24 protein-coding genes and 1 tRNA gene are annotated in these 25,276 nt (G+C 64.2%); 11 read left to right on the forward strand and 14 right to left on the reverse strand.

What is annotated here, in order from left to right; all coding sequences use genetic code 11:
* Positions 1 to 79 precede the first annotated feature (79 nt).
* Entirely contained in the window at positions 80 to 973 is an 894-nt protein-coding gene (locus ACFMPD_RS08965; protein WP_380993462.1) for a LysR substrate-binding domain-containing protein, read from the forward strand.
* On the opposite strand, the gene ACFMPD_RS08970 is transcribed toward ACFMPD_RS08965, so the two are convergent.
* The gene (locus tag ACFMPD_RS08970; protein WP_380993463.1) at positions 943 to 1,362 is read right to left on the reverse strand and encodes a VOC family protein; all 420 of its coding nucleotides are present in this window, start codon (positions 1,360 to 1,362) and stop codon (positions 943 to 945) included. The two genes, ACFMPD_RS08965 and ACFMPD_RS08970, sit on opposite strands and share 31 nt — an antisense overlap.
* A gap of 86 nt (positions 1,363 to 1,448) precedes the next feature.
* Between ACFMPD_RS08970 and ade the strand changes: the two genes are divergently transcribed.
* The 5 genes from ade to ACFMPD_RS08995 all read left to right on the forward strand — a co-directional run bounded on the left by ade (position 1,449) and on the right by ACFMPD_RS08995 (position 6,567).
* Positions 1,449 to 3,251 carry an adenine deaminase gene (gene ade, locus ACFMPD_RS08975; RefSeq protein WP_380993464.1) on the forward strand — a complete coding sequence of 601 codons (1,803 nt, stop codon included), beginning with the start codon at positions 1,449 to 1,451 and terminating at the stop codon, positions 3,249 to 3,251.
* A complete protein-coding gene (locus ACFMPD_RS08980) occupies positions 3,248 to 4,711 on the forward strand; it encodes an AMP nucleosidase (protein ID WP_380993465.1) in 1,464 nt (487 codons plus the stop codon). Before ade ends, ACFMPD_RS08980 begins: the two co-directional genes overlap by 4 nt.
* 141 nt (positions 4,712 to 4,852) lie before the next feature.
* The gene (locus ACFMPD_RS08985) at positions 4,853 to 5,140 is read left to right on the forward strand and encodes an HU family DNA-binding protein (protein ID WP_380993466.1); all 288 of its coding nucleotides are present in this window, start codon (positions 4,853 to 4,855) and stop codon (positions 5,138 to 5,140) included.
* Between the two features lie 79 nt (positions 5,141 to 5,219).
* A complete protein-coding gene (locus ACFMPD_RS08990; RefSeq protein ID WP_380993467.1) occupies positions 5,220 to 5,588 on the forward strand; it encodes a VOC family protein in 369 nt (122 codons plus the stop codon).
* Between the two features lie 94 nt (positions 5,589 to 5,682).
* Positions 5,683 to 6,567 (forward strand): DMT family transporter, encoded by an 885-nt coding sequence (locus tag ACFMPD_RS08995; protein ID WP_380993468.1) that lies wholly within the window; start codon positions 5,683 to 5,685, stop codon positions 6,565 to 6,567.
* A gap of 32 nt (positions 6,568 to 6,599) precedes the next feature.
* On the opposite strand, the gene ACFMPD_RS09000 is transcribed toward ACFMPD_RS08995, so the two are convergent.
* Positions 6,600 to 7,121, reverse strand: a complete 522-nt coding sequence (locus ACFMPD_RS09000; RefSeq protein ID WP_380993469.1) for a glutathione peroxidase — start codon at positions 7,119 to 7,121, stop codon at positions 6,600 to 6,602.
* A 143-nt stretch (positions 7,122 to 7,264) separates the two neighbouring features.
* Here ACFMPD_RS09000 and msrB point away from each other — a divergent pair, with 143 nt between their 5' ends.
* Positions 7,265 to 7,714 carry a peptide-methionine (R)-S-oxide reductase MsrB gene (gene msrB, locus ACFMPD_RS09005; protein WP_380993470.1) on the forward strand — a complete coding sequence of 150 codons (450 nt, stop codon included), beginning with the start codon at positions 7,265 to 7,267 and terminating at the stop codon, positions 7,712 to 7,714.
* Positions 7,711 to 8,217, forward strand: a complete 507-nt coding sequence (gene msrA / locus ACFMPD_RS09010; protein WP_380993471.1) for a peptide-methionine (S)-S-oxide reductase MsrA — start codon at positions 7,711 to 7,713, stop codon at positions 8,215 to 8,217. Before msrB ends, msrA begins: the two co-directional genes overlap by 4 nt.
* Positions 8,218 to 8,232: 15 nt before the next feature.
* Here msrA and ACFMPD_RS09015 read toward each other — a convergent pair whose 3' ends face one another.
* The 8 genes from ACFMPD_RS09015 to ACFMPD_RS09050 all read right to left on the reverse strand — a co-directional run bounded on the left by ACFMPD_RS09015 (position 8,233) and on the right by ACFMPD_RS09050 (position 20,202).
* Complete coding sequence (locus tag ACFMPD_RS09015; RefSeq protein ID WP_380993472.1) at positions 8,233 to 10,239, reverse strand: hydantoinase/oxoprolinase N-terminal domain-containing protein; 2,007 nt, start codon at positions 10,237 to 10,239, stop codon at positions 8,233 to 8,235.
* A 67-nt stretch (positions 10,240 to 10,306) separates the two neighbouring features.
* A complete protein-coding gene (queG, locus tag ACFMPD_RS09020; protein ID WP_380993473.1) occupies positions 10,307 to 11,341 on the reverse strand; it encodes a tRNA epoxyqueuosine(34) reductase QueG in 1,035 nt (344 codons plus the stop codon).
* A gap of 48 nt (positions 11,342 to 11,389) precedes the next feature.
* Positions 11,390 to 12,055 carry an FtsZ-binding protein FzlA gene (gene fzlA / locus ACFMPD_RS09025; protein ID WP_380993474.1) on the reverse strand — a complete coding sequence of 222 codons (666 nt, stop codon included), beginning with the start codon at positions 12,053 to 12,055 and terminating at the stop codon, positions 11,390 to 11,392.
* A 58-nt stretch (positions 12,056 to 12,113) separates the two neighbouring features.
* On the reverse strand, positions 12,114 to 12,878 hold the full coding sequence (gene mtgA / locus ACFMPD_RS09030; protein WP_380993475.1) for a monofunctional biosynthetic peptidoglycan transglycosylase: 765 nt from the start codon (positions 12,876 to 12,878) through the stop codon (positions 12,114 to 12,116).
* 104 nt (positions 12,879 to 12,982) lie between these two features.
* A complete protein-coding gene (gene gltB / locus ACFMPD_RS09035) occupies positions 12,983 to 17,515 on the reverse strand; it encodes a glutamate synthase large subunit (protein WP_380993476.1) in 4,533 nt (1,510 codons plus the stop codon).
* Positions 17,516 to 17,526: 11 nt separating this feature from the next.
* Entirely contained in the window at positions 17,527 to 17,958 is a 432-nt protein-coding gene (locus ACFMPD_RS09040; protein ID WP_380993477.1) for a GFA family protein, read from the reverse strand.
* 56 nt (positions 17,959 to 18,014) lie between these two features.
* Positions 18,015 to 18,674: a hypothetical protein gene (locus ACFMPD_RS09045; RefSeq protein WP_380993478.1), complete on the reverse strand. Its 660-nt coding sequence runs from the start codon at positions 18,672 to 18,674 to the stop codon at positions 18,015 to 18,017.
* Positions 18,675 to 18,765: 91 nt separating this feature from the next.
* Positions 18,766 to 20,202: an NAD(P)-dependent oxidoreductase gene (locus tag ACFMPD_RS09050; RefSeq protein ID WP_380993479.1), complete on the reverse strand. Its 1,437-nt coding sequence runs from the start codon at positions 20,200 to 20,202 to the stop codon at positions 18,766 to 18,768.
* Between the two features lie 230 nt (positions 20,203 to 20,432).
* Here ACFMPD_RS09050 and ACFMPD_RS09055 point away from each other — a divergent pair, with 230 nt between their 5' ends.
* Positions 20,433 to 21,260 carry an undecaprenyl-diphosphate phosphatase gene (locus ACFMPD_RS09055; RefSeq protein WP_380993480.1) on the forward strand — a complete coding sequence of 276 codons (828 nt, stop codon included), beginning with the start codon at positions 20,433 to 20,435 and terminating at the stop codon, positions 21,258 to 21,260.
* Here the strand turns inward: ACFMPD_RS09055 and ACFMPD_RS09060 are convergent.
* Positions 21,237 to 22,220, reverse strand: coding sequence for a complex I NDUFA9 subunit family protein (locus ACFMPD_RS09060; protein ID WP_380993481.1), 984 nt, complete (start codon positions 22,218 to 22,220; stop codon positions 21,237 to 21,239). The two genes, ACFMPD_RS09055 and ACFMPD_RS09060, sit on opposite strands and share 24 nt — an antisense overlap.
* Before the next feature lie 206 nt (positions 22,221 to 22,426).
* Between ACFMPD_RS09060 and ACFMPD_RS09065 the strand changes: the two genes are divergently transcribed.
* Together ACFMPD_RS09065 and ACFMPD_RS09070 are read left to right on the forward strand one after the other, a co-directional pair.
* Positions 22,427 to 22,513: transfer RNA gene (locus ACFMPD_RS09065), tRNA-Leu, on the forward strand.
* Positions 22,514 to 22,819: 306 nt separating this feature from the next.
* Complete coding sequence (locus tag ACFMPD_RS09070; protein WP_380993482.1) at positions 22,820 to 23,578, forward strand: nuclear transport factor 2 family protein; 759 nt, start codon at positions 22,820 to 22,822, stop codon at positions 23,576 to 23,578.
* 37 nt (positions 23,579 to 23,615) lie between these two features.
* Here the strand turns inward: ACFMPD_RS09070 and ACFMPD_RS09075 are convergent, their stop codons facing one another.
* The 3 genes from ACFMPD_RS09075 to ACFMPD_RS09085 form a co-directional block, all read right to left on the reverse strand.
* Positions 23,616 to 23,753: a hypothetical protein gene (locus ACFMPD_RS09075; RefSeq protein WP_380993483.1), complete on the reverse strand. Its 138-nt coding sequence runs from the start codon at positions 23,751 to 23,753 to the stop codon at positions 23,616 to 23,618.
* A gap of 261 nt (positions 23,754 to 24,014) precedes the next feature.
* Positions 24,015 to 24,200, reverse strand: coding sequence for a PLDc N-terminal domain-containing protein (locus ACFMPD_RS09080; protein WP_380993484.1), 186 nt, complete (start codon positions 24,198 to 24,200; stop codon positions 24,015 to 24,017).
* A gap of 225 nt (positions 24,201 to 24,425) precedes the next feature.
* Complete coding sequence (locus ACFMPD_RS09085) at positions 24,426 to 25,166, reverse strand: DUF533 domain-containing protein (RefSeq protein ID WP_380993485.1); 741 nt, start codon at positions 25,164 to 25,166, stop codon at positions 24,426 to 24,428.
* Positions 25,167 to 25,276: the final 110 nt, after the last annotated feature.

The following is a 25,276-nucleotide window of genomic DNA, read 5'->3' on the forward strand; positions in this document are numbered from 1 at the left end:
CCTGCGCCCACCGGCAATCCTTTGCGAACGAAAAAAACTGCCCTTTCCCATTAGTCTGCCTTATGGCAGATTTATGGTCATGCAAGCCCCCCTGCCTCCTCTGGGCTGGTTGCGCACGTTCGAGGCCGCCGCCCGCCACCTGTCCTTTACCGGCGCCGCCCGCGATCTGAACATGACGCAAAGCGCGGTCAGTCAGCAGATCAAGTCGCTGGAGGGTTATCTGGGCCGGCCACTGTTCCACCGGCGCCCGCGGGCGCTGGAGCTGACCGAGGCCGGCATCACCTATCTGCCCGTGGTGCGCGAGGCGTTCCGCACACTGGTGCGCGGCACGCGGGCGGTGACCGGTCCGGATCAGGATGTGGTGCAGGTGCAATCCAACCTGACCTTTGCCGTGCATTGGCTGGCGCCGCGGCTGGCCCGGTTCCGCGCCGGCCACCCCGAGGTGCAGCTGAACATTTCGACCGATCTGTGGGAGCCGCGCGAAATGGCCGAAGGCGTCGATGTCGAGATCCGCTTTTCGCTGCGGCCCGCGGACACGGTGCGCGCCGAACTGCTGCGCAGCGACGCCTATTACCCGGTCTGCGCGCCGGGCTATCCGGTCACCCTGGACGATCTGGCGATGCAGCCCCTGTATGATTGCAGCAACCTGTTGTGCAACTGGGCCTCCTGGGCCGAGGATCAGGCGATGATCTGGCCCGATCCACCGGTGACCTATGCCACGACCTTCACCCTGTCGCTGTCTGTCGCCATGGCCGGGGGCGGGCTGGCGCTGGCGCATGACACCATCGCCCGCCGGCTGATCGAGACCGGCCAGCTGGTGGCGCCGTTCCGGCACCGCGCCCCGATGCAAGAGGCCTATTACCTGATCCTGTCGCCGCAGGCCGAGCATTCACCCGGCACGGTCGCCTTTGCCAACTGGTTACGCAGCGAGATAGCGGCCGATCAAAGCGGCCGGCTGGGCACCCAGGCATAGCCGTTGGCACAGAGAATATAACTCTCGCGCAGCCCGTGCGGCTTGTCGGTCGGGGGCTGCAACAATGTGCCCCCTGCGGCCTCGGCGCGGTTTGCCGCCGCGTCCGGGTCGGTGTCATAGAGCCGGATCTCGATCCCCGTCCCGCGCGGCGGGGTCTCCGGCAACAGACCCAGCAACGGATTGGAATGATAGGTGGCGTCGCTGTGCAACTGAAACACCTGATCGCCATAGGTGACGATGGCGAAATCGGCGCTGACCTGATGCGTCTGCATGTCGAATACATCGCGCAGAAACGCGCATTCTGCGGGCACGTCGCGCACCAGCAGGTTCAGCCCGATGCCGCGCAGCGACCGGCCGAACGCATCGGCCTTTATGCTCTGGTAATCCATGCCGATCAGCCAATCGCAAATCCACCGGGCTGGCAAGCCTGCACCAAGGGGGTTGCGCCCGGCGATGCAATTGGAACAATTGCGGCATGACACAGCGCCCCTTGCCCAGCTGGCCTGACACCGCCCCCGACCTGATCGCCGTCGCCGCCGGGCGCGCGCCCGCCGACATGGTCATCCGGGGTGGCACTTGGGTCAACGTCCACAGCCGCGAGACCCTACCCGGCCACGACGTCGCCATCACATCCGGACGCATCGCCTTTGTCGGCCCGGATGCCGGCTATTGCATCGGCGACGGCACCCAGGTGATCGAGGCCGAGGGGCGCTATATGCTGCCGGGCCTGTGCGATGCCCATATGCATATCGAAAGCGGCATGCTGACCCCGGCCGAGTTCGCCCGCGCGGTGATCCCGCACGGCACCACGTCGATGTTCACCGACCCGCACGAAATCGCCAACGTGCTGGGGCTGGCCGGCGTGCGGATGATGCATGACGAAGCGCTGATGCAGCCGGTGAACATCTTTACCCAGATGCCGTCCTGTGCGCCCAGCGCGCCGGGGCTGGAAACCACGGGCCACGAGATCTCGCCCGCCGATGTGGCCGAGGCGATGACCTGGCCCGGGATCGTCGGGCTGGGCGAAATGATGAACTTTCCCGGCGTTGCGGCGGCCGACGCCAAGATGCTGGCCGAGATCGCCGCCACCCAGCGCGCCAGCAAGACCGTTGGCGGCCATTACGCCAGCCCCGATCTGGGCCGGAATTTCGCCGCCTATGTCGCCGGTGGCCCGGCGGATGATCACGAAGGCACCTGCGAGACCGACGCGATCGCCCGCGTACGTCAGGGCATGCGCGCGATGATGCGCCTGGGCAGCGCCTGGCATGACGTCGAAAACCAGATCACCGCGATCACCGAACGGGGGCTGGACCCGCGCAGTTTCATTCTCTGCACCGATGACTGCCATTCCGGCACGCTGATCAATGACGGCCACATGAACCGGGTGGTGCGCCACGCCATTGCCTGCGGCTGCGACCCGCTGATCGCCCTGCAGATGGCCACCCTGAACACCGCCACCCATTTCGGGCTGGAACGCGAGATCGGCAGTATCACGCCGGGGCGGCGGGCGGATGTGATCCTGTCCTCGGATCTGCGCAACCTGCCGATCGAAATCGTGGTCGCGCGCGGACAGGTCGTGGCCCGGGATGGCACCTGTCTGGTCGACTGCCCGCATCTGGACTGGCCGGCCAGCGCTCGCGGCACGGTACATCTGGGCCATGCGTTACAAGCCTCGGATTTCCACATTGCCGCCCCCGCAGGCGCCAACAGCGTCACCGCCAATGTCATCGGCGTGGTCGAAAACCAGGCTCCGACCCGGGCGCTGAAAGCCGATCTGCCGGTGCAGGGCGGGCTGGTTCAGGGCAAGGGCGACGTGTGCCAGATCGCGCTGGTGGAACGGCACCGCGCCACCGGCGGCGTGACCAACGCCTTTGTGTCGGGGTTCGGCTATCAGGGCCGGATGGCGATGGCCTCGACGGTGGCGCATGACAGCCACCACATGATCGTCGTCGGCACCGATACCGCGCAGATGGCGCTGGCCGGCAACCGGCTGGCCGAAGTCGGCGGCGGCATCACCCTGTGGCGCGACGGCGCCGAACTGGCGCTGGTGGAACTGCCGATTGCCGGGCTGATGTCGGACCGGCCGGCCGCCGAGGTCGCGCAGGCCGCAGACAGGATGATGCAAGCAATGCGCGATTGCGGCTGTCAGCTGAACAACGCATACATGCAGCATTCGCTGTTGGCGCTGGTCGTGATCCCAGAGCTGCGCATCTCCGATCTGGGGCTGGTCGATGTCCGGTCCTTTCAGGCCATACCCGTGCTAGAGCCGCAAACATGACCGAAATCCAGACGCCCGAAGCTGCGGCTCCGGAACAGTTCAACGACGCAGCCCTGGCCGTGGCGCGCCTGCAAGAGCTATACGCCACGGCCATCGATTTTCTCAGCGACCGCTTTGCCGAGGTCATGCAGCACGGCGCGCCCGACCACCGCATCCGGGCCTTTTACCCGGAAATCCGCATGACCACATCCAGCTATGCCCATGTGGACACGCGGCTGAGTTTCGGCCATATCGCCGCGCCCGGCACCTATGCCACTACGGTCACCCGGCCCGACCTGTTCAGTTCCTACCTGACCCAGCAGATCGGACTGTTGATCAAGAACCACGCGCTGCCGGTCACCATCGGGCTGTCGGAAACGCCGATCCCGGTGCATTTCGCGGTGGCGCAGAACCCGGAACTGACCGTGCCCCAGGACGGCGCCGCCGGTTTCACCCTGCGCGATACGTTCGACGTGCCCGACCTGGCGACCACCAATGACGACATCGTCAACGGCACCTATGTCCCGCCCAACGGCACCGGAGCGCTGTCGCTGTTCACCGCCCAGCGGGTGGATTATTCGCTGGCCCGGCTGACACATTACACCGCGACCGATGCGGCGCATTTCCAGAACCATGTGCTGTTCACCAACTATCAGATCTATGTCTCGGAATTCGAGGCCTATGCCCGCGACCGGCTGCGCGACGCAAACAGCGGCTATTGCAGTTTCGTCAGTACCAACAATGTCGAGATCACCGGCCCGGACGATCCCATAGAACTGCCGCTGAAACTGCCGCAGATGCCGACCTATCACCTGAAACGCCCGGACGGGTCCGGCATCACGCTGGTCAATATCGGCGTCGGCCCCAGCAATGCCAAGACCGCCACCGACCACATCGCGGTGCTGCGCCCGCATGCCTGGCTGATGGTCGGCCATTGCGCCGGTCTGCGCAACAGCCAGGCCCTGGGCGATTTCGTGCTGGCCCATGCCTATCTGCGCGAAGATCACGTGCTGGATGACGACCTGCCGATCTGGACCCCGATCCCGGCGCTGGCGGAAATCCAGATCGCGCTGGAACAGGCCGTTGCCGAGGTGTCGCGCCTGGAGGGCTATGACCTCAAGCGGATCATGCGCACGGGCACCGTCGCCACCATCGACAACCGCAACTGGGAGTTGCGTGACCAGTCCGGCCCGGTACAGCGCCTGTCGCAATCCCGTGCCATCGCCCTGGACATGGAAAGCGCCACCATCGCCGCCAACGGCTATCGCTTTCGGGTGCCCTATGGCACCTTGCTCTGCGTGTCGGACAAGCCGCTGCACGGCGAGCTGAAACTGCCCGGAATGGCAACGGATTTCTATAATACACAGGTATCACGGCATCTGAGCATCGGAATCCGCGCCATGGAAACTCTGCGTACGATGCCGCTGGAACGGCTGCACAGCCGGAAACTGCGCTCTTTCGACGAGACGGCGTTTCTGTGAACAGGAAATTTGCAAAAAACCGCTAAAATTCGCAAATTCGGTCTTGCCAGCAACCACTATTCGTTGTGTTCCTACACCATATACCGTTTAATATGCGGATTGAGGCCCAACAGATCGGGCAGACGAAGGAGAGCAAGAACAATGTCAAAGCCAATGACCAAGACCCAACTCGTCGCCGCACTGGCCGAGGAGATGGGCACAGACAAGAAAGCCGCCGGATCCGCGCTGGAAGCGATTACCGGCCTGATTACCCGCGAAGTTGCCAATGGCGGCGCAGTCACGCTGCCGGGCGTCGGCAAGATTTATTGCCGCGAGCGCCCCGAGCGCATGGTGCGCAACCCTGCCACCGGCGAACAGTTCAAGAAGGACGCCGACAAGGTGGTCAAGATGACCATCGCCAAGGCGCTCAAGGACAGCGTCAACGGCTAGGCTTGCACCGCCTGGAAATTCGGGAAAGGGTCGCTGCCAGCGGCCCTTTTTCTTTGGTCGCCGGAATGGGAGGAAACCGATGGCCAAGGCAACCGGAATAGGCGGCGTCTTTCTGCGGGCCGACCGCCCCCAGATGCTGGCCGAATGGTATCAGCGGCATCTGGGCATCGACATGTCCGCTGGCGCCTGGATGCAGGCGGCCGGCCCCACGGTCTTTGCACCCTTTGCGCGCGATACCGACTATTTCGATGCCGACCGTCAGGTGATGCTGAATTTCCGCGTCGATGATCTGGAGGCGTTGATCGCAGAGCTGGATGCGTCCGGGATCGCGGTCGAGACCCGCGCCGAGTGGAACAGCGCCATCGGCCGCTTTGCCCGCATCCACGACCCAGAGGGCAATCCGGTCGAATTATGGCAGCCGGCAGGTGCGGCCGCAGCCGGCGGATAGACCGCGACAATCGCTCTGGCGGCGTGGTTCTGCCCTTGAGCAGGCGACCGAAATGCGAAATCGTGCGCCGGACTGCATCGGATCGGGGAATAACATGGACACGCGCGCCATCGTCATGGGACTGGCCTTTGCCCTGATGTGGTCCTCGGCCTTTACCTCGGCCCGGATCATCGTCGCCGATGCCTCGCCGCTGTTCTCGCTGGCGCTGCGGTTCCTGGTGTCGGGTCTGCTGGGCGTACTGATCGCCCGGCTGATGGGGCAAAGCTGGCGGCTGACGCCCAAGCAATGGTACGCCACGATCCTGTTCGGCATCTGCCAGAACGCGCTGTATCTGGGCCTGAATTTCGTCGCCATGCAGACGGTGCAGGCCAGTGTCGCCGCCATCATCGCCTCGACCATGCCGCTGCTGGTGGCGATTGCCAGTTGGTTGCTGCTGGGCGAGCGCTTGCGGCCGCTGGGCATCCTGGGGCTGATTGCCGGCTGCGCCGGGGTGGCGATCATCATGGGCGCGCGTATCAGCGACGGCGTCGACGTGTTCGGCGTGCTGCTCTGCATCATCGGCGTACTAGCCCTGACCTTTGCCACGCTGGCGGTGCGCGGCGCCATGACCGGCGGCAATTTCATGATGATCGTCGGCCTGCAGATGCTGGTCGGCTCGGCTATCCTGTTCGTCGCCGCACCGCTGTTCGAGACCATCCGGGTCGACCTGACCCTGCCTTTGGCACTGGCCTTTGCCTATACCACGCTGATCCCCGGGCTGACGGCCACCTATGTCTGGTTCCTGCTGCTGGACCGCATCGGCGCCGTCCGCTCGGCGACCTTTCATTTTCTCAACCCGGTGTTCGGGGTCACCATCGCCGCCATTCTGCTGGGCGAGTCACTGGGCATCTGGGATGCGATCGGCGTGGTCATCGTGACGCTGGGCATTCTGGCTGTGCAGATGTCGCGCCAGCCCCGGCGGCGCCCGCCGGCCTCGTAGAACCCGATATCCGAACTGGACCGGACCCTTCTCTATTTCAGAAAACCCTCGATCACGCGCCGCACCATGCCCGAGTCGGGCCGCACCATCGCCCCCCAGGTCGCCGCGACGCTGCCATCCGGAGCGATCAGGATCTTGTTGAAATTCCAGGCCGGCTCGAATCCGGTTTCCGCCCGCACCGCCCGATAGAAAGGATGCGCCGCCGCGCCCCGAACCGGGCTGATATCGGTCATCGGCAGGTCCAGATCGTAGTTCAGTGCGCAGAATGCCCTGACCTCGGCGGCACTGTCCAGTTCCTGACGGAAATCGTCGGAGGGCACCGCCAAAACCACCAGTCCGCGGGCGCGATAGCGGTCATACAGCGCCTGCAGCCCGGCATATTGGTCGGTAAAGGCACATTGCGACGCGGTGTTGACCACCAGAACCGGCTGACCGCGCCAGTCTTCGATGGCCAGGGGGCCGCCGTCGATCGAGTCGAATTGCCCGGTGATCCCGCGCGCAGCGGCCACCGTGGTCAGCGTCATCAGCAGCAGCGAAAGAAAAAACGTTTTCATGAAAACCTCGCCTTTGGTACTAGATACGGAGCGCGCGCCCTGTCGGATCACTTACACGAGACCGCGACGGCAGTGAAACAATCGTTTGATTTCGCCGCCATCACCCCATCTAGTGAGGCCGGATCACAAGCGGAGGAGTGAGAATGAGCGCATACAGGAAAGACCCGGATCGCATCGCCGCGCTGGATCGCGAGGCGTTCCACATCACTCAAGAGGGGGGCACCGAACGCCCCGGCACCGGCAAGCTGCTGCACAATAAAGAGCCGGGCATCTATGTCGACATCGTCTCGGGCGAGCCGCTGTTCGCCTCGGCCGACAAATACGAATCCGGCTGCGGCTGGCCCAGCTTTACCAAGCCCATCGAACCGGCCCATGTGCAGGAACTGGAAGATCGCAGTCTGGGCATGATCCGCACCGAAGTGCGCAGCACCCATGGCGACAGCCATCTGGGCCATGTCTTTCCCGACGGGCCGCGCGACCGCGGCGGGCTGCGCTATTGCATCAATTCCGCCAGCCTGCGGTTCGTGCATCGCGATGACATGCAGGCCGAGGGGTACGGCGCCTATCTCGACCAGGTCGAGGGCGTGACATGAGCGCCCGGGCAGTTCTGGCGGGGGGCTGTTTCTGGGGCATGCAGGACCTGATCCGCAAGCGCCCGGGGGTGCTGGCGACCCGCGTCGGCTATAGTGGTGGCGACGTGCCCAACGCCACCTATCGCAATCATGGCAGCCATGCCGAGGCAATCGAGATCCAGTTCGATCCGGCGGTGATCACCTATCGCGATCTTTTGGAATTCTTTTTCCAGATCCATGATCCGACCACGCCGAACCGGCAGGGCAACGACATCGGCCCCAGCTATCGCTCGGCGATCTATTATGTGGACGAGGCGCAGAAACAGACGGCGCTGGACACCATCGCCGATGTCGACGCCTCGGGCCTGTGGCCGGGCAAGGTGGTGACCCAGGTCGAGCCGGTGGGCGATTTCTGGCAGGCCGAGCCCGAGCATCAGGACTATTTGCAGCGTATTCCCAACGGCTATACCTGCCATTTTGCGCGCCCCGGCTGGGTCTTGCCGAAACGCGCCCGGACCGGCTGACAGGCTGCGGGCCCGCTAGCCCTGCGCCACACGCGGCCGGCCGCTGGTCTCGACCGTCACCACCGCCTCGACAAAGACCGCGCGCGCTTGGGTGCGGGCCGTCCTGATGTCGCGCGTAACATGGGTCTGCAATCCCTCGGCTCCGGCGGCCCGCGCCGCCGCGACGGCCTCTTGCCGCAGAACCTCTTCGAGCCGCTCCAGCGCGGCATCGGCGCTGGTGAAATCCTCGGGGCCATTGGGCAGATGCGCCCGAAACCGGCCCTCGCTTGGGGCCGTCACCGTGCCGCTTTTGCGCATCGTCACCCGCCCCACCACGGCGCCGATGGCATTGGCCACGCCGGCATGGGGCGGCAGGATCATGCGGCAGCGCAGGCGCGCCCCCACCGCCGGATAGTAGCTGGGCGCCGAGGCCCCCAGCCCCACCACATCGACATTCAGCGCCGTGTCCAGCGCCAGCACCCCGCGATAGCCCGACAGGCCGCGCTGAGTCAGCACGTGCCGCGCCAAGTCTTCGGGCGGCTGGTCATAGCCTTGCGGATCTTCGGCAAAGGCGGTTTCCAGCAGGGTCAGTGCGGTCTGTTCGGTCAATTGATCGACGATCATCCGGGCCAGTGCCGCCGCCGACGGCGCCAGCCTGTCTCCGGACCCGATGCGCCGCCGCGCGAACAGGGTCAGTGCCTTTTCCGCCGCCGCCGCGTCCCAGTCGGTCAGCGTGCCCAGGACATGGCTGGCATCCGAGGGTGTCACGCCGGCCAGCTGCACCAACCCGCGATCCACCAGCCGGCCCAGCGCCGCCTGTTCCACGCGGCTGCGCAGCACCTCGCCCATGGGGTGGACCTGATCGCCGATCCGGGCCAGCAACGCCTGTTCGCGCCGACCCAGACCCCCCTGTGCCACGCCGGGCACACGACGCAGGAACCGCGCATCGTATTCCCCCGGTGCCGCGTTGCGCAACTGCGCGTCCAGAGCGTCATGCACGACTTTCGGGGATTCTTGCGCGATCAACGCAACCGGCACCACCCGACGCGGTCCGAGAAAGACTCCACCGGACAGCCCCTCGGCCAGCAGGTGCACCTGGCTGTCACCGCCCAGTCCGTGGGTGCGCATCGCCACTGCCTCGACCATGGTGCGGAACCCCCCGACCCGCGCGCCCGCCGGGTCGATGGCGGGTCGGCCGCCACGCAGCAACGCAATGTCGGTGGTTGTGCCGCCGATATCCGAGACCAGCGCCTCATCGGCCCCGGTCAGCCATCGCGCCCCGACGATCGAGGCCGCCGGGCCGCTGAGGATGGTCTCGATCGGCCGGGCGCGCGCCTGTTCCGCTGACATCAAAGCCCCGTCGCCCCGCACCACCATCATCGGCGCGGCGATCCCCAACTCGGTCAGACAGTCCTGTGTGCGTCCGATCAGCCGGTCGATCATGCCGATCAGCCGTGCGTTCAACACCGCCGTCACCGCCCGTTTCGGACCGTTCAGCCGCGCCGACAACTGGTGCGAACAGGTCACCGGCGCGCCGGTCCGCTCGGCGATCAGGCGGGCCGCCTGCAGCTCATGCGCCGGGTTGCGGGTGGCGAATTGCGCGGCGATGGCATAGGCTGACACGCCCTGTTGATGCGCGCGCAAAAAGCCCTCCAGCGCATCAATATCCAGGGCCGTGACCTGGCTGCCCGCATGGCTGTGCCCCCCGGCCAGCACCACCGCGGGATCGCCGTTCAGGGCCGTGTCCAACCCGTGTTTTTGCAGATCATCCGTGCCAAAACCGATGAAAACCAGCGCCACGCGCCCGCCCTGCCCCTCGACCAGCGCATTGGTCGCCAGGGTGGTGGACAGCGAGGCCAGCGCGATATCGCCCGGCGCCGTGCCGGACTGCTCCAGAACGGCGCGGATCGCCGCACCGGCCCCTATCGCCAGATCGCCGCGCGTGGTCAGCGCCTTGGCGCTGGCGATGACCTCGGCCTCGTCGCGCAGCAGCACCGCGTCGGTATAGGTTCCGCCGGTATCCACCCCCAACAGCAACGCCATGGCCGTCTCCCTGTTCTGTCGCGCCCCCGGTCCAGCCCACCGTGGCGCAGCGTCTTGCCTGTTTGCATCACGCGGACAGCCGATCCGCCGCCCAGCGCGCCGCGTCGGCCACCGCGGCATCGTCATCCCCGACCCGCTCCAGCGCCACCGGGCGCAGACTTGGATCGCCCGAATTGCCGATCGCATAGAGCACGTTGCGCACGAACCGGTCCCGCCCGATCCGCTTGATCGGCGAGCCGGAAAACAGCGCCCGAAACCCGGCATCGTCCAGCCGCGCCAGATCGGCCAGCTTCGGCGCCACCAGCTCGGCCCGTGCCGCATAGCGCATGTCGCTGGCCGCCACGGCAAACTTGTTCCACGGACAGGCCGCCAGGCAATCGTCGCAGCCATAGATATGGTTGCCCAGCTTGCCGCGCAGGTCCTCGTCCACCGGCCCCTTGTGCTCGATGGTCAGATACGAGATGCAGCGCCGCGCATCGACCTGATAGGGTGCGGGAAAGGCGTCGGTGGGGCAGATGTCAAGACAGGCCCGGCATGAACCGCAATGGTCGATCTCGGGCGCATCGACCGGCAGGTCCAGCGTGGTAAAGACCGAGCCGATGAACGCCCAGTTGCCCCAGTCGCGGCTGACCAGATTGCTGTGCTTGCCCTGCCATCCCAGCCCGGCGGCCTGGCCCAGCGCCTTTTCCGGCACCGGCGCGGTATCGACAAAGACCTTGATCTGACAATCCTGCTGCTGGATCAGCCAGCGCCCCAGCCGTTTCAGCCGTTTCTTGACCAGATCGTGATAGTCGCGGTTCTGCGCATAGACCGAGATCGCCCCGCGATCGGGGCGCTGCAGCACCTCGGTCGGGTCAAGGTCGGGCGTATAGCTTTCCGCCAGCATGATCACCGTCCGGGCCTCGGGCCACAGCGCTGCCGGATCGCCGCGCCAATGGGTGCGCTCGGCCATCCAGCCCATCTGGCCGTGATAGCCGGCCCGCAGAAACGCCGCCAGCCGCTGCGGCACCTGCGGCACGTCCCAAGGTCGGCACAGGCGGCAGGCGACGAAACCTTCGTGCAGGGCCTGTGCCACAAGCTTGTCCTTGAGTGCCTCGGTCATGCGCCCGGCCTGTTCTTGCGTGCGGTGTTCCGGCCGGCACCGACGGGTTCAGAAATCGAGATCGGCATAGTGCGGCGGCGGCCGGAAACCTGGCACCTGATCGGCCAGGATCGAGCGGAAGGCCGGGCGCGACTTGATCTTGGCATACCAGTCCTTGACCACCGCCGAGCGGTTCCAGTCCACGTCCGAGATATAGTCCAATGCCGACAGATGCGCGGCGGCGGCGAAATCCGCCAGCGTCATCACGTCGCCGGCCAGCCAGCGCCGGTGATCCAGCAGCCAGGCCATGTAGTCCAGGTGGTATTTGATCGCCTTGGCCCCGTCCTTGACGTTACGGCTGTCCGGATAGCCCTGACCGGTCACCTTCTTGTTGACCCGTTCGTACAGCAGCTTGCTGGTCACCTCGCTGTGGAACTTGTCGTCGAACCAGCCGACCAGGCGGCGCACCTCGAACCGGTCCTCGGGGGCGGCGGGCATCAGGGCGGGATCGGGCCGGGTTTCCTCGATATACTCGCAGATCGCCGCGCTTTCGGCCATCATCCGGCCATCCAGTTTCAGCACCGGCACCTTGGCCGCCGGGTTGCGGCGCAGGAATTCCGGGTCGGCCTCCCAATAGCGCTCCTCGACCAGTTCGACCTCGATCTTCTTTTCGGCAAGGGACAGCCGCACCTTGCGGCAAAAAGGGGACAGCGGGACGTGAAACAGGCGGGCCATGATTATCCGGATTACAGTGGAGGGACACGCAACTGAATGCCCCGCCGCGCGCGGATATTCAATCCTCGAAACAGGCCGCGCGGCCATCGGCGCGGATCGTGGCCGCACCATCGGCGATGCCGGCGGCGCGGCGGCGCAATCGGGCCGAGGGTTTGCCCGCCGAGCGTGCCTTGGGCGCCGGCAGCACCGCCGCCAGTCGCGCCGCCTGGCGCGGGCTCAGCTTGTCGGGGGGCACACCGAAATAGTGCTGCGATGCCGCGCCGACCCCGAACACGCCCTGATCCATCTCGGCAATGTTCAGATAGACTTCGAGAATGCGCCGCTTGCTCCAGATCGCCTCGACCGCGGGGGTGATCGCCGCCTCGAGCGCCTTGCGCAGCCAGCTGCGCCCCTGCCACAGGAACACGTTCTTGACCACCTGCTGGCTGATCGTGGACCCGCCGCGCTTGTTCCCGGCGGCGATGGCGGCGCGGATCGCCTGGACGTCGAACCCCCAATGCAGGCAGAAATTCGCGTCCTCGGCGGCCACGGCAGACCGCGCCATGACCGGTGCAATGCCCGACAGCGGCACCCAGTCCTGCGCCACCGGATGACCCAGCCGGCGCCCCTCGGACCACATGGTGTGGGTCGTGGGCGGGTTGACCACCGAAAACAGCAGCACCAGCGCCAGGATCAGCGCGATCACCAGACCGGCGCCGCGCGTCAGCACGAACCCGATCCAGCCCTTCAGCCCGGGACGCCGCCGCAGCAGCACCGTCCGCAGCCATCCGGCGCGGTCCCCGCCCTTGCGCGGCGAACTGGATTTGCGTGCCGACTTTGCCATGACGCAGCTATAGGCAGGCCATCGCCCGCAGGAAAGCACCTATTTGGCGGGCGACGGTCCACAGGGCCGCCGCCCGAACGCATCGGGCCAAGACCGCCCTGCGCCTATTCCGCCGGAACCGAGGTCTTTTCCAGGCTCAGCGGGGCCGGCAGATGGACCAGCATCTCTTTCGGGCAGACCTGGATAAAGTTGGTCTTTTCGATGTCCCAGTGCTGCAGGATGTCGGTGGCCTTGCGGCTGCCGGTCTCGGCCACATGGCGTTCGATCAGTTCCTCGAGCTGGGTTTCCCAATGCGGCACCGTCACCGGGCAGGTGACCAGGGTTTCCCGGTTCATCATGGTTTCCGCGCTGCCTTCGGGATCATAGAGATAGGCCATGCCGCCGGTCATCCCGGCCCCGAAATTGGCCCCGATCGAACCCAGGATCACCGCCACGCCGCCGGTCATGTATTCGCAGCCGTTGGACCCGCAACCTTCGATCACCACCTTGGCGCCCGAATTGCGCACGGCAAACCGCTCGCCCGCGCGCCCGGCGGCAAAGAGATACCCGTCTGTGGCGCCATACAGCACCGTGTTGCCGATGATGGTGTTCTGATCGGCGGTCAACGGGCTGATCTGCGGCGGACGCACCACGATGGTGCCGCCCGACAACCCCTTGCCGACATAGTCGTTGGCGTCGCCCGAGACCTCGAGTTTCAGCCCCGGCGCGGCAAAGGCGCCCAGCGACTGGCCGGCCGAGCCCTGCAGCTTGACCGTCAGATGATCGGGCTGGAACGCGTTGCGCATGCCGAAATTGCGCACGATATGGCTGGAGGTGCGGGTGCCCACGGTGCGATGGGTGTTCTGTACCGCATAGCTGAGCTGCATCTTTTCGCCATCCTTGAGGAACCGCGCGGCGTCGCGCACGATTTCCGCGTCCAGCGTGTCGGGCACGGCGTTGCGCTCTTTTTCCCGGTTATAGACGATTTCCGAGGCCCCATCGACGGTGATCAAAAGCGGGTTCAGGTCGAGATCGTCCAGATGCGCCGACCCGCGGCTGACCTGCGCCAGCAGATCCGCGCGGCCGATGATCTCGTCCAGGCTGCGGGCACCGATCGAGGCCAGCAATTCGCGCACTTCCTGGGCATAGAAGGTGATCAGGTTGACCACTTTATCCGCCGAGCCGGTAAATTTGGCGCGCAGGTCCTCGTCCTGGGTGCAGACGCCAACGGGACAGGTGTTGGACTGGCACTGGCGCACCATGATGCAGCCCATGGCGATCAGCGCGGCGGTGCCGATCCCGTATTCCTCGGCCCCCATCATCGCCGCCATCACGATGTCGCGCCCGGTGCGCAGCCCGCCATCGGTGCGCAGGGTCACCCGGTCGCGCAGCTTGTTCATCGCCAGCACCTGATGCGCCTCGGTCAGGCCCATTTCCCAGGGCAGGCCGGCATATTTGATGCTGGTCGCCGGGCTGGCGCCGGTACCGCCATTATGTCCGGAAATCAGGATCACGTCGGCCTTGGCCTTGGCGACCCCGGCGGCAATCGTGCCGACGCCGGAACTGGCCACCAGTTTCACCGTCACCTTGGCGCGCGGGTTGATCTGTTTCAGATCATAGATCAGCTGCGCCAGATCCTCGATCGAATAGATGTCGTGATGCGGCGGCGGGCTGATCAGCGTGACGCCCTTGGTGGACAGGCGCAGGCGCGCGATCAGGTCGGTCACCTTCATGCCGGGCAACTGACCGCCCTCGCCGGGCTTGGCACCCTGGGCGACCTTGATCTCCAGTTCCTCGCACTGGTTCAGGTATTCGGCCGTGACGCCAAAGCGCCCGGACGCGACCTGCTTGATCTTGGCCGACGGGTTGTCGCCATTGGGTTCGGGCACGAAATGCGCCGGGTCCTCGCCGCCCTCGCCGGAATCCGACTTGGCGCCGATCCGGTTCATCGCCACGTTCAGGGTCTTGTGCGCCTCGGGGCTGAGCGCGCCCAGGCTCATGCCCGGGGTCACGAACCGCTTGCGGATCGACGTGATGCTTTCGACCTCTTCCAACGGCACCGGCTTGCCCAACGGCTTGAAATCCATCAGGTCGCGCAGGTGGATCGGCGGGTTGCTGCGCATCTTGGCGGAATACTGTTTCCACAGCTCGAACGAGGCGCGGTTACAGGCCATCTGCAGCATATGCATGCTGGTGGCTTCCCAGGCATGGGATTCACCGCTGGCACGGGCCTTGTAGAAGCCACCGATCGGCAGCACGTCCAGACCGGACTGCCAGCCGCGCGCATGCACCTCTTCGGCCTTGCGCTGGATGCCGGACACCCCGATGCCCGAGATGCGGCTGACCATGCCGGGGAAATACTCGGCGCACATGGCGCGCGACAGTCCCACCGCCTCGAAATTCAGCCCGCCGCGATAGGACGAGATCACCGAGATGCCCATCTTGGCCATGATCTTCAGCAGACCCTGGTCGATGGCCTCGCGATAGCGCGCGACATTCTCGGTCAGGCTGCCCTCGAGCAGCCCGCGTTCGATCCGGTCGGCGATGGAATCCTCGGCCAGATAGGCGTTGACCACGGTGGCGCCGCAGCCGATCAGCACCGCGAAATAATGCGGGTCGATGCATTCCGCCGAGCGCACATTGAGCGAACAGAAGGTCCGCAGCCCCTTGCGCGTCAGGTGGCTGTGCACAGCACTTGTCGCCAGAATCATCGGCATCGCCACCTGGCTGTCGCCGGAATACTGGTCGGTCAGCACGATATGGCCGGCACCGCTGCGCACCGCATCCTCGGCTTCGGAGCGGATGCGCGCCAGACCGTCGCTGAGCGCCCCGGCACCGGGGCCAAAGCTGCAATCGATCTCGACCATCGGCGCGGTGAACTGCTCGATCAGCTTTTCCCATTGGGCATTGCCGACAAAGGGGCTTTCCAGCACCACGATCTCGGTCTGGCTGCTGTCCTCGTCCAGCACGTTCTTGAGGTTGCCGAACCGGGTCTTCAGGCTCATCACCCGGTATTCGCGCAGCGAGTCGATCGGCGGGTTGGTCACCTGGCTGAAATTCTGCCGGAAGAAATGGCTGAGCGGGCGGTACATCTTGGACAGCACCGCGCTGGGGGTGTCATCGCCCATGCTGGCCAGCGCCTCTTTGCCATCCTCGGCCATCGGCGCCAGCACCTGTTCCAGCTCCTCGATGCTGTAGCCTGCCGCGATCTGGCGCTTGCGCAGTTCGTCGCCGCTGAACAGCGGCACCTCGGTCGCCCCGGCCAGCATCTCGTCGGCATCGTTGATCTTGTTGACCCATTCGCCAAAGGGCAGCGCCCGGGCCAGCTTGTCCTTGATCTCGGTGTCGCGGTACATGATGCCCTTTTGCATGTCGACCGCCAGCAGCTGCCCCGGCCCCAGGGCGCCCTTTTCGACCACATTGGCCTCGTCAATCGGCACCATCCCGGCCTCGGAACCGGCGATCACCAGCCCCTCGCCGGTCACCACATAGCGCATCGGGCGCAGACCGTTGCGGTCGAGCCCGGCGCAGACCCAGCGCCCATCGGTCATCGCCAGTGCTGCCGGGCCGTCCCAGGGTTCCATCACGCTGTTGCAATAGGAATACATGTCGCGCCAGGCCTGGGGCAGTTCGACCGCCTGCTTGGACCAGCTTTCCGGCACCAGCATGGTCTTGGCCATCGGCGCGCTGCGCCCGGCCCGGACCAGAACCTCGAACACCGAATCCAGCGCCGCGCTGTCCGAACTGCCGGACGCGATGATCGGCTTGATGTCCTCGGCCATCTCGCCAAAGGTCGCGGACGCCATGCGGATCTCGTGGCTTTTCATCCAGTTGACGTTGCCGCGCAGGGTATTGATCTCGCCGTTATGGGCCAGCATGCGGAAAGGCTGGGCCAGCCACCATTGCGGAAAGGTGTTGGTGGAATAGCGCTGATGATAGATCGCAAAGGCGCTTTCGAACCGCGGATCCATCAGGTCGGGATAGAACACGGCGACCTGCTCGGCCAGCATCATGCCCTTGTAGATGATGCTGCGGCAGGACAAGGACGCGACATACAAGCCGCCGATGCCGGCGGCGGCCGCGGCCTTTTCGATGCGGCGGCGGATCACATAGAGTTCGCGTTCAAAGGTTTCCTCGTCCACGCCCTTGCTGTTGGACAGGATGATCTGTTCGATCTCGGGCCGCGTCGCGTTGGCCTTTTCGCCCAGACAGGTCACATCCACCGGCACATGGCGCCAGCCATAGATGTAATAGCCCATGCGCAGGATCTCGGTTTCGACGATGGTGCGGCACTTTTCCTGGGCGCCGAAATCGGTGCGCGGCAGGAACACCTGGCCGACCGCGATCAGCTGATCCTTGCGCGGCGCATGGCCGGTGCGCTCGATCTGGTCGTAAAAGAAGGGCACGGGGATCTGCACGTGAATACCAGCGCCATCGCCGGTCTTGCCGTCGGCATCCACCGCGCCGCGATGCCAGATCGCTTTCAGCGCGGATATCCCCGCCTCGACCACCTTGCGGCTTTTCTGCCCATCGACGGACACCACCAGGCCGACCCCGCACGAGGAATGCTCGTCGGCTTCGGAATAGAGCCCGTTCTCTGCCATCCATTTGCGCTTTGCCTCTTCGGCACGCACCCAGTCTGCATCGTATTTGGTCATGATCAGGCTCCTTATGTCGTCGGCCCGTACAGCGCGAAAACCTGCGCCTCGGTCATTTCTTGATGGTCGCCGGAAAAGGCGAATGCCGTCGATCTGCGATCGACGAATATCTCGCGGGTCAGGGTCAGCCCCTGCTGGTCGTCAAACAATCCGACCGGAATATGATATTGCCCCTTGTGGGACCCCTCGGCGGTGATCCGGTACCACAGGCCCGAACCGCAGCGGTTGCACCAGGCCCGTTCGGCCCAGTCCGAGGACTGGATGCGCCCGATATGTTCGCTGCCTTCCCAACTCACCTCTTCGGCGTCGACACTCACGGCCAGCAACGCGCTGCCGGCCCAGCGCTGGCACATACCGCAATGGCAGGCACCGAAATCCGGATCTATCCTGCGGGCGGTAAAGCTGACCGCGCCGCACATGCAATGCCCTGTCCTGTCGCTCATTGTCTCATGTCTCTCTCACTGTTCGGCGCCCGGGACCACGCGCGTCTCTGCCCGGGTCATCCGTTACATCCCGCTTCGAGCTGCTTGGCCAGAAACCCGGGCTGGCCGGGAAACCGCAGCGACACCGGATCCTGTGCCAGCTTTTCGGGCGCGCTGCCCTGGGTCTGGCGTGCATAGGCGCCCTCGATGAACAGGTTCAGGTCTTCGGACACCAGGATGTCGAACTCGAAAACCAGGTTGTTGCTCCGTTTTGCCGGGACAAAGTTGCGGACCAGCGTCCCGGTCCGGAACGCATGCCCGTCCAGCATCACCATGTCCTGGCCAAGCGTGGCCTCGGCCTGCAGCCTGTATTCGATGTCCTTGATCCGCCCTGTGGCCACCATTGCCTTGCGGTCCGTCCGGGCCGATCCGTTTTCAACCAGCGCAGGCAGAGTGACCGACTGGCCCTCGTCAAACAGGACCTCGAGGGTCTGCAGATTGTTGCGCAGCGCGTAGCCGGCAAAAGCCCAGTCTTTGGTGAATCTGTGGGTGTCGTTCAGAACACCCGAAACAAAGCCGTGATCCAGGAAATGATCGCCGCAATCGAACACCGTGGTCGCGACACAGCTGTTCCGTTCGATGGTCACAATGGGGGTGCACCCTTGCGGCACCGGCACTTCGGCCACCACCGCCGTCGCGCCCAGCAGCAGGGCGGCCATTGTCGTCACTGTTTTCATGCGGCTCTGCATCGGTCCGGTTCATTGGTGCCGCCCCGGCCGCAACGCGGCGTTTCGGCGGGGCAGGCAGGTTTCTTTTCGTGTCGCCGCGCTATTCCGCGGCCAAGGCCGCGCCGGTTCCGAACTGCGTCAGAATCGCTTCGGCGCAATCGCGGCCGTCACGGATGGCCCAGACCACCAGCGACGCACCCCGCACGATGTCGCCCACGGCATAAACACCGGGCAATTCGGTGGCACCGGTGGTGAATTCGGCCTTGATCGTGCCCCAGCGCGTCACCTGCAGTTCCGGCTGATCCCACAAGGTCGGCAATTCCTCGGGCTCAAAGCCCAGCGCCTTGATCACCAGGTCGGCGTCTTCGACGTAATCCGCGCCTTCGATGATCTCGGGCGATTGGCGACCGGTGGCGTCGGGCGCGCCCAGGCGCATCTTTTGCACCATCACGCCGCTGACCTTGTCCTCGCCAACGAAACCCTTGGGGGCGCTCAGCCATTCAAAGATCACACCCTCTTCCTCGGCGTTGTTCACTTCGCGCTGGCTGCCCGGCATGTTGGCCCGGTCGCGGCGGTACAGGCATTTGACGCTGGTCGCGCCCTGCCGGATGCTGGTGCGCACACAATCCATCGCGGTGTCGCCGCCGCCGATCACCACGACGCGCTTGCCCGCCGCGTTCATCCGGCCGTTGTCGAAATCCTCGACCGTGTCGCCAAAGCCCGTGCGGTTGCTGGCGGTCAGAAAGTCGATCGCCTTTTCGATACCCGGCAGGCCGCTGCCCGGCATTGCCAGATCGCGCGACTTGTAGACACCGGCGGCGATGATCACGGCGTCATGGGCGGCGCGGATCTCGGCGAACGAGATATCCTCGCCGACATTGCAGTTCAGCCGAAAGGTGACGCCGCCCTTTTCCAGCTGTTCATTGCGGCGCAGCACCACGTCCTTTTCCAGCTTGAAGCCGGGAATGCCATAGGTCAGCAGGCCGCCGGCCCGGTCGTAGCGGTCATAGACCGTGACCTGTACCCCGGCACGGCGCAGCACGTCCGCCGCCGCCAGCCCGCCCGGCCCGGCGCCGATGATCCCGACGCTTTCGCTGCGTTCGTGCGCCGGCCGGATCGGCTGCACCCAGCCGCGCTCCCAGGCGGTGTCGGTGATGTATTTTTCGACGGCACCGATGGTGACGGTGCCGTGACCGGATTGTTCGATCACGCAATTGCCTTCGCACAGCCGGTCCTGCGGGCAGATGCGCCCGCAAATTTCCGGAAAGGTATTGGTCGCCTGGCTGACCTCATAAGCCTCTTGCAGGCGGCCCTGGGCGGTCAGACGCAACCAGTCCGGAATGTTGTTGTGCAGGGGACAGTGGCTCTGGCAATAGGGCACGCCGCACTGGCTGCAGCGGCTGGCCTGTTCACTGGCCTTGGCATCGGCGAATTCTGCATATATCTCGTGGAAATCCTCGCGCCGCGCCTCCGCGTCACGCTTTGCTGGCATGTCCCGGTCGATCTGCACGAACTTCAGCATTGGTTGCTTGGCCACGGCAAAGACTCCATAATTTCATCGGCGACCTGTGTGTAAGGCATTTATCGAGGGATTAAAAGTCAAAACCGCTGACCTTTTTTGGTCGATTTTTTCGACTGCAGCACCGCCGCCAGCCCGAAACTGCTTAATTTATGCACCAATGCGGACCTAAATGGCGGCTTTCCTTTTGATACAAAGCACTTATACCTGTGACCATCTGACATATTCCAGCCCGGGACATCCGCCACATGCCGCTCTTTCAACTTTTTCTTGTGGCCGTCATCCAGGGTCTGACCGAGTTTCTGCCGGTTTCCTCCTCGGGTCACTTGATTCTCTTGCCGGGACTGACCGGGCTGGCCGATCAGGGGCAGCTGATCGATGTGGCAGTACATGTCGGCACGCTGGGCGCCGTCGTGCTGTATTTCTGGTCTGACGTAAAGATCGGGCTGCTGGGCCTGCCCGACCTGCTGCGTGGCCGGCGTGACTCGGCCGGAGCCGCCCTGGCGCTGGGACTGATCGTCGCCACGATCCCGGTCATCCTGTGTGGTGCGGTGCTGCATTTCACCGGTCTCAGCGATGCCCTGCGGTCGGTCAAGGTGATTGGCTGGACCATGCTGATCTTTGGTCTGGTGCTGTATTGGGCCGACCAGACCGGCCCGCGCACGCGTGACGCCGCCGCCTGGCCGCTGGGACACGCGCTGATCATGGGGCTGTGGCAGGCGATCTCGCTGATCCCGGGCACGTCCCGGTCAGGCATCACCATCACCGGCGCCCGGCGGCTGGGGTATGACCGCAGCGACGCTGCACGCCTGAGCATGTTGATGTCGATCCCGACCATTCTCGCCTCGGGCATTCTGCTGGGGGCCGAAGTCGCGATCGAAGCCGACATGGCGGCGATCCGCGACAGCGCCATCGCCGCGGCACTGGCCTTTGTCTCGGCCCTGCTGGCGCTGGCGCTGATGATGCGCCTGCTGCGCAGCATCAGCTTTACACCCTACGTAATCTACCGGATCGCGCTGGGGCTGGTGTTGCTGACCTATGCCTATGGCGGGTCAGAACTGCAGATTGCGGGCTGAATCCTTGATCGCGTCATATTGACCCGACGGACGGAACCGCCACAGGTATTCCGGCAGAACCGCCTCGACCGCAACAGGCGTGATGCCAAGATCGGCAAACCCCTTGGCCCCGTCCGAGACAACGTTGTTCCGCGCCAGATTGCGCAGCTGATCGCGCGTCAGGATGCCATTGGTCACCAGGCCGAATGTCAGACCCTGCACCAGATCAAATCCAAAGGCCATCAGCCGCGCCACGAAATTCGGCAGGTTCAGCACCAGTCGGCGACGGTGGATCACACCCAGCATCTGCTGAACCAGCGCGCGCAGCGATTTCACCTCGGGTCCGCCCAGTTCATAGATGCCGGGCTCGGCCTCGCCCAACACGCCCATGACCGCAGCCCGTGCCACATCATCGACATAGACCGGCTGGAACAGGCTGTCCGCACCCGCGATCGGCAGGATCGGGCCGAACCGAGTCATGCCGGCAAAGCGGTTAAAGAACTGGTCCTCGGGGCCGAACACCACTGACGGACGCAGAATGACCGCGTTCGGCATGTGTTTCTGCACCGCGGCCTCGCCCAGCGCCTTGGTGCGGGCGTATTCGCTGTCGCTGTCGGCATCCGCGCCAATCGCCGAAATCTGCACCATGCGGACGACCCCGGCCTTTGCCGCCAGACGGGCAACGCGCTCGGCGCCGTCGGCCTGGACCGCATCGAAACCGTTCTTGCCAACCTGGTTCAGGATACCGACACAGTTCACCACCGCGTCGGCACCCTGCATCGCCGCGGCGACCGAGGCATCGTCCCGGATGTTGCACAGCACCGGCTCGACCTGACCGACCGCGCCGTAGGGCCGAACGAACAGCGCCTCGTTCGGACGCCGGACAGCGACCCGGACGCGCCAGCCCTGCTGCGCCATGCGGCGGGTGATGTAACGACCGACAAAGCCGGATCCGCCGTAGATTGTGACCAGTTTGGACATGCCTGGGCTCCCTGAAAGTTGGGTACACCACGATCTACCGCCCCGGCCCTGCGCAAACAAGGCGCAAAAACGCCGCGTTGCCGGGAATTCCCCGCCAGGACCCGATCGCACTTGTTTTGCGCGGTGGAAAATTAGTTGGGTGTTTTTTCGGAAAATCCATTTGACACCCCCCGCAGGTCAGCCTAAAGGGTCGCCTCACGACACCTGCCCAGGTGGCGGAATTGGTAGACGCGCTAGCTTCAGGTGCTAGTGTCCGTATGGACGTGGAGGTTCGAGTCCTCTCCTGGGCACCAAAATTTCCCTGATATTCCAAAAACCCATCGACGTGGGAATCCCTTGGCAAGGGCGACCTTTCGTGTCGCCGGTCTGTTGACTGGTTAGAGACCTTGCCGTTGCGGCGGGATTGACAGACAGCCGGGTGCCGCGAATTTCATCGCGCCGTCCGTGTGCCCGGAATGGCCCTGCAGCCACGTGGTCATAGCGCCTGCAAGGTTCCCCGCGCGGCCGATCCGGCCGCCGATGACTTTGTCCCTCTACGGTGTTATCGAGCACCTTACACAGTTTTGTCTCAAAGCGGAGCAAAAGCAGAGCTCAATAACATGACGTCGAAAAGGGTCCTGATCCAGAAGCTTTTGAAAGGTATCGAAACCGGGGACGCAAAGGCTGCAGCCGTGGTCAACGAAGCCAAATACATCCAGCACAATCCCCAGACGCACGAAGGCAGCGAGGGGTTGGCGGCGCTGTTTGCGCGCCTGTCGAAAACCGATCCGCGTGTCACGTTCGTGCGGGTGTTCGAGGATGGCGATTTCGCCTTTGCGCACAACGAATACGACTTTTCCAGCCTGCGGGTGGCGTTCGAGGTTTTTCGGTTCGAGGACGGCAAGGCCGTCGAACACTGGGACAATATCCAACCCATGCGCGGCCCCAACCCCTCGGGACGCGGCATGCTGGACGGCGCAACCGAGATCACCGATCTGGACAGGACCGAGGCCAACAGAACCCTGGTGCGCGACTTTGCCCAGCGGGTCCTTGTCGCCAGGCAGTTCGATCTGCTTGAAACCTTCCTGGACGCGGGCCTGATTCAGCACAATCCAGAAATTGCAGACGGTGTCGTTCCGCTTTGCGCCGCACTGCAGGCTACAGAGAACGGCGCGCCCCGCATCCGGTATCGGCGTGTACATCGAGTCCTGGCCGAGGGCAATTTCGTGCTATGTCTGTGCGAAGGTGACAAGGACGGCGTTCAGACCAGCTTTTTTGACCTCTACCGTGTCGCCGATGGCCGCATCGCAGAGCACTGGGACACGATCGAGGCAATCGCACCCCGCGCGCAATGGAAAAACCAGAACGGCAAGTTCTGACCTCGGATCGCCGCACAGGCCTGCGCCGCGTCAAGGCTCAAGGCGACACATGCAGGGCGAAATCTGGCGTAACGTCACGGGTCCGGAGCAGGTTCTCGTTGTCCATATTGGACTCAGCCAGAGCGGGCGCCGCGGCCATACCAGAAATCAGGAAAACAAAAATAATACGGTTCATCTGATGGTCTTTTCTGTGTGCTACACAGCGCACACATTCAGGTGTGTATGTCTTTTGCAGCACACATGCGCAGAACGGGAGTCGGTAGGCAAAACCGCAATCCGACCGACAGCCGAGGGACGCCCTGCGCGCAGGTCAAATAATTGATAGAAAAAGGAAAGTTATCAGCCAAATATGCCTGGCAAGCCGGCAAGAACCGATACAACTTGTCGAACACCCCTCTCATGCAGGGATGTTCTGACTGTTAAATACCGTTTGCGCTTAGAGCTTCCCAGCCGCTGATCTCGGACCGGCCACCAGCCAGATGATCAACCCGATAACCGGGAGCAACAATATCAGCAACGTCCAAAGCACTTTTGCACCGGTCGACGCGCCGGATGTCAGCACCTGGTAGATTGCATAGACGTCAGCAATCAGGATTATTAATCCGAAGAAGCCATATTCCATAAAGTTTTCCTTTCGCACATTGGCTTTGAGAACAACGTATGGCGGCGTGGTTGGTTCCCCGGGGCGCTTTGGTTGCCATCAGGCAGGAGACGCCCGATTCAAAAACCGGCTCTGCAATGCCTGCAGTTACGTCGCCCCGATGGTCCCGGCGCGATGCGACCTGAGGAACATGGCGTGACCGAAGCGGTCACAGCCCGGGCTCCTGCATATCGACCGATCAAGCCATCAGCTGGAAAACTCGCTTTTGCCCATTGCCCTGTGGAGGTTAGAGATTTCCGCTGCCGACAGCCCCAGGTCAAAACCGAACGATTTTAGATAGTCGCGCTCCTTGTCATTGTCGGGGTGCCCCACCAGAAGTGCAGCTGCATATACCTCTTTGCGGGCATGACCAGGGGTTGCCGAAGCGAGAGCATGAGGATCGACCGGCTCGCGCAACGCATCGGTTAAGATGGCCTTTTCGGATGGAGAGACATCGTTCAAAATCTCAAACAGGATTTCTTGTTCGCTGTCATCGATCGCGCCATCTGCGCGCGCCATCTGAACCATCGCGCGTATGACACACGCACCTGCATCGTCGTTCTCAATGTCATCCGTTTGAAGCTGATCCTCAAAATCTTGTACCGCCGACTCCGGCTCGGAGCGCTGTCCAAGGGCGCTTGCCAAATTGCCAAACACGGCACCGAGCGATTGGTTGAGCGGGCTGATCTGCCCGGTCACGCCGGCTTCGCGCGGCCCGGATACCGAGGCGGTACCCAGTGATCCGAGAATGTTGCCAAGCCCCCCTGTTTGCGCCGCGCTCGCACCGCCTATGCGCCCCTGCATACCGCCGCGCGCTTCCCCTGTGCCGAGTGTTCCCTGAAGCATGTTTTTCAAGCCCGACAGGCCGCCGATCGACCGGAAGGCTTCGACGCCTTTCTTTGCGGCAAAGGCAAGGGCGAGTTTCGTGATCATGCGCTTAATAGACATTTTGTCCTCCAGGTGTATGCGAGTCGTCGACGACACCGGGCAACTTCAGATCCAAACCGCGCGAAGGGTCGGTTCGCGCTTGCAGCCTTGCAGATTACGACCGGCAGACA

It is taken from the genome of Sedimentitalea sediminis (assembly GCF_042687825.1).
Lineage (GTDB): Bacteria > Pseudomonadota > Alphaproteobacteria > Rhodobacterales > Rhodobacteraceae > Sedimentitalea.

Excerpts from the sequence above, each read along its gene's own strand:
- ACFMPD_RS08980 (WP_380993465.1), top strand. The coding sequence starts at position 3,248 with ATGACCGAAATCCAGACGCCCGAAGCTGCGGCTCCGGAACAGTTCAAC.
- ade (WP_380993464.1), top strand. The coding sequence starts at position 1,449 with ATGACACAGCGCCCCTTGCCCAGCTGGCCTGACACCGCCCCCGACCTG.
- fzlA (WP_380993474.1), bottom strand. The coding sequence starts at position 12,055 with ATGGCCCGCCTGTTTCACGTCCCGCTGTCCCCTTTTTGCCGCAAGGTG.
- ACFMPD_RS09000 (WP_380993469.1), bottom strand. The coding sequence starts at position 7,121 with ATGAAAACGTTTTTTCTTTCGCTGCTGCTGATGACGCTGACCACGGTG.
- ACFMPD_RS09015 (WP_380993472.1), bottom strand. The coding sequence starts at position 10,239 with ATGGCGTTGCTGTTGGGGGTGGATACCGGCGGAACCTATACCGACGCG.
- msrA (WP_380993471.1), top strand. The coding sequence starts at position 7,711 with ATGAGCGCCCGGGCAGTTCTGGCGGGGGGCTGTTTCTGGGGCATGCAG.
- ACFMPD_RS08970 (WP_380993463.1), bottom strand. The coding sequence starts at position 1,362 with ATGGATTACCAGAGCATAAAGGCCGATGCGTTCGGCCGGTCGCTGCGC.
- gltB (WP_380993476.1), bottom strand. The coding sequence starts at position 17,515 with ATGACCAAATACGATGCAGACTGGGTGCGTGCCGAAGAGGCAAAGCGC.
- ACFMPD_RS09080 (WP_380993484.1), bottom strand. The coding sequence starts at position 24,200 with ATGGAATATGGCTTCTTCGGATTAATAATCCTGATTGCTGACGTCTAT.
- ACFMPD_RS08985 (WP_380993466.1), top strand. The coding sequence starts at position 4,853 with ATGTCAAAGCCAATGACCAAGACCCAACTCGTCGCCGCACTGGCCGAG.
- ACFMPD_RS09040 (WP_380993477.1), bottom strand. The coding sequence starts at position 17,958 with ATGAGCGACAGGACAGGGCATTGCATGTGCGGCGCGGTCAGCTTTACC.
- ACFMPD_RS09060 (WP_380993481.1), bottom strand. The coding sequence starts at position 22,220 with ATGTCCAAACTGGTCACAATCTACGGCGGATCCGGCTTTGTCGGTCGT.
- ACFMPD_RS09045 (WP_380993478.1), bottom strand. The coding sequence starts at position 18,674 with ATGAAAACAGTGACGACAATGGCCGCCCTGCTGCTGGGCGCGACGGCG.
- ACFMPD_RS09085 (WP_380993485.1), bottom strand. The coding sequence starts at position 25,166 with ATGTCTATTAAGCGCATGATCACGAAACTCGCCCTTGCCTTTGCCGCA.
- ACFMPD_RS08995 (WP_380993468.1), top strand. The coding sequence starts at position 5,683 with ATGGACACGCGCGCCATCGTCATGGGACTGGCCTTTGCCCTGATGTGG.
- mtgA (WP_380993475.1), bottom strand. The coding sequence starts at position 12,878 with ATGGCAAAGTCGGCACGCAAATCCAGTTCGCCGCGCAAGGGCGGGGAC.
- ACFMPD_RS09055 (WP_380993480.1), top strand. The coding sequence starts at position 20,433 with ATGCCGCTCTTTCAACTTTTTCTTGTGGCCGTCATCCAGGGTCTGACC.
- ACFMPD_RS09075 (WP_380993483.1), bottom strand. The coding sequence starts at position 23,753 with ATGAACCGTATTATTTTTGTTTTCCTGATTTCTGGTATGGCCGCGGCG.
- ACFMPD_RS08965 (WP_380993462.1), top strand. The coding sequence starts at position 80 with ATGCAAGCCCCCCTGCCTCCTCTGGGCTGGTTGCGCACGTTCGAGGCC.
- ACFMPD_RS09070 (WP_380993482.1), top strand. The coding sequence starts at position 22,820 with ATGACGTCGAAAAGGGTCCTGATCCAGAAGCTTTTGAAAGGTATCGAA.
- ACFMPD_RS08990 (WP_380993467.1), top strand. The coding sequence starts at position 5,220 with ATGGCCAAGGCAACCGGAATAGGCGGCGTCTTTCTGCGGGCCGACCGC.
- msrB (WP_380993470.1), top strand. The coding sequence starts at position 7,265 with ATGAGCGCATACAGGAAAGACCCGGATCGCATCGCCGCGCTGGATCGC.
- queG (WP_380993473.1), bottom strand. The coding sequence starts at position 11,341 with ATGACCGAGGCACTCAAGGACAAGCTTGTGGCACAGGCCCTGCACGAA.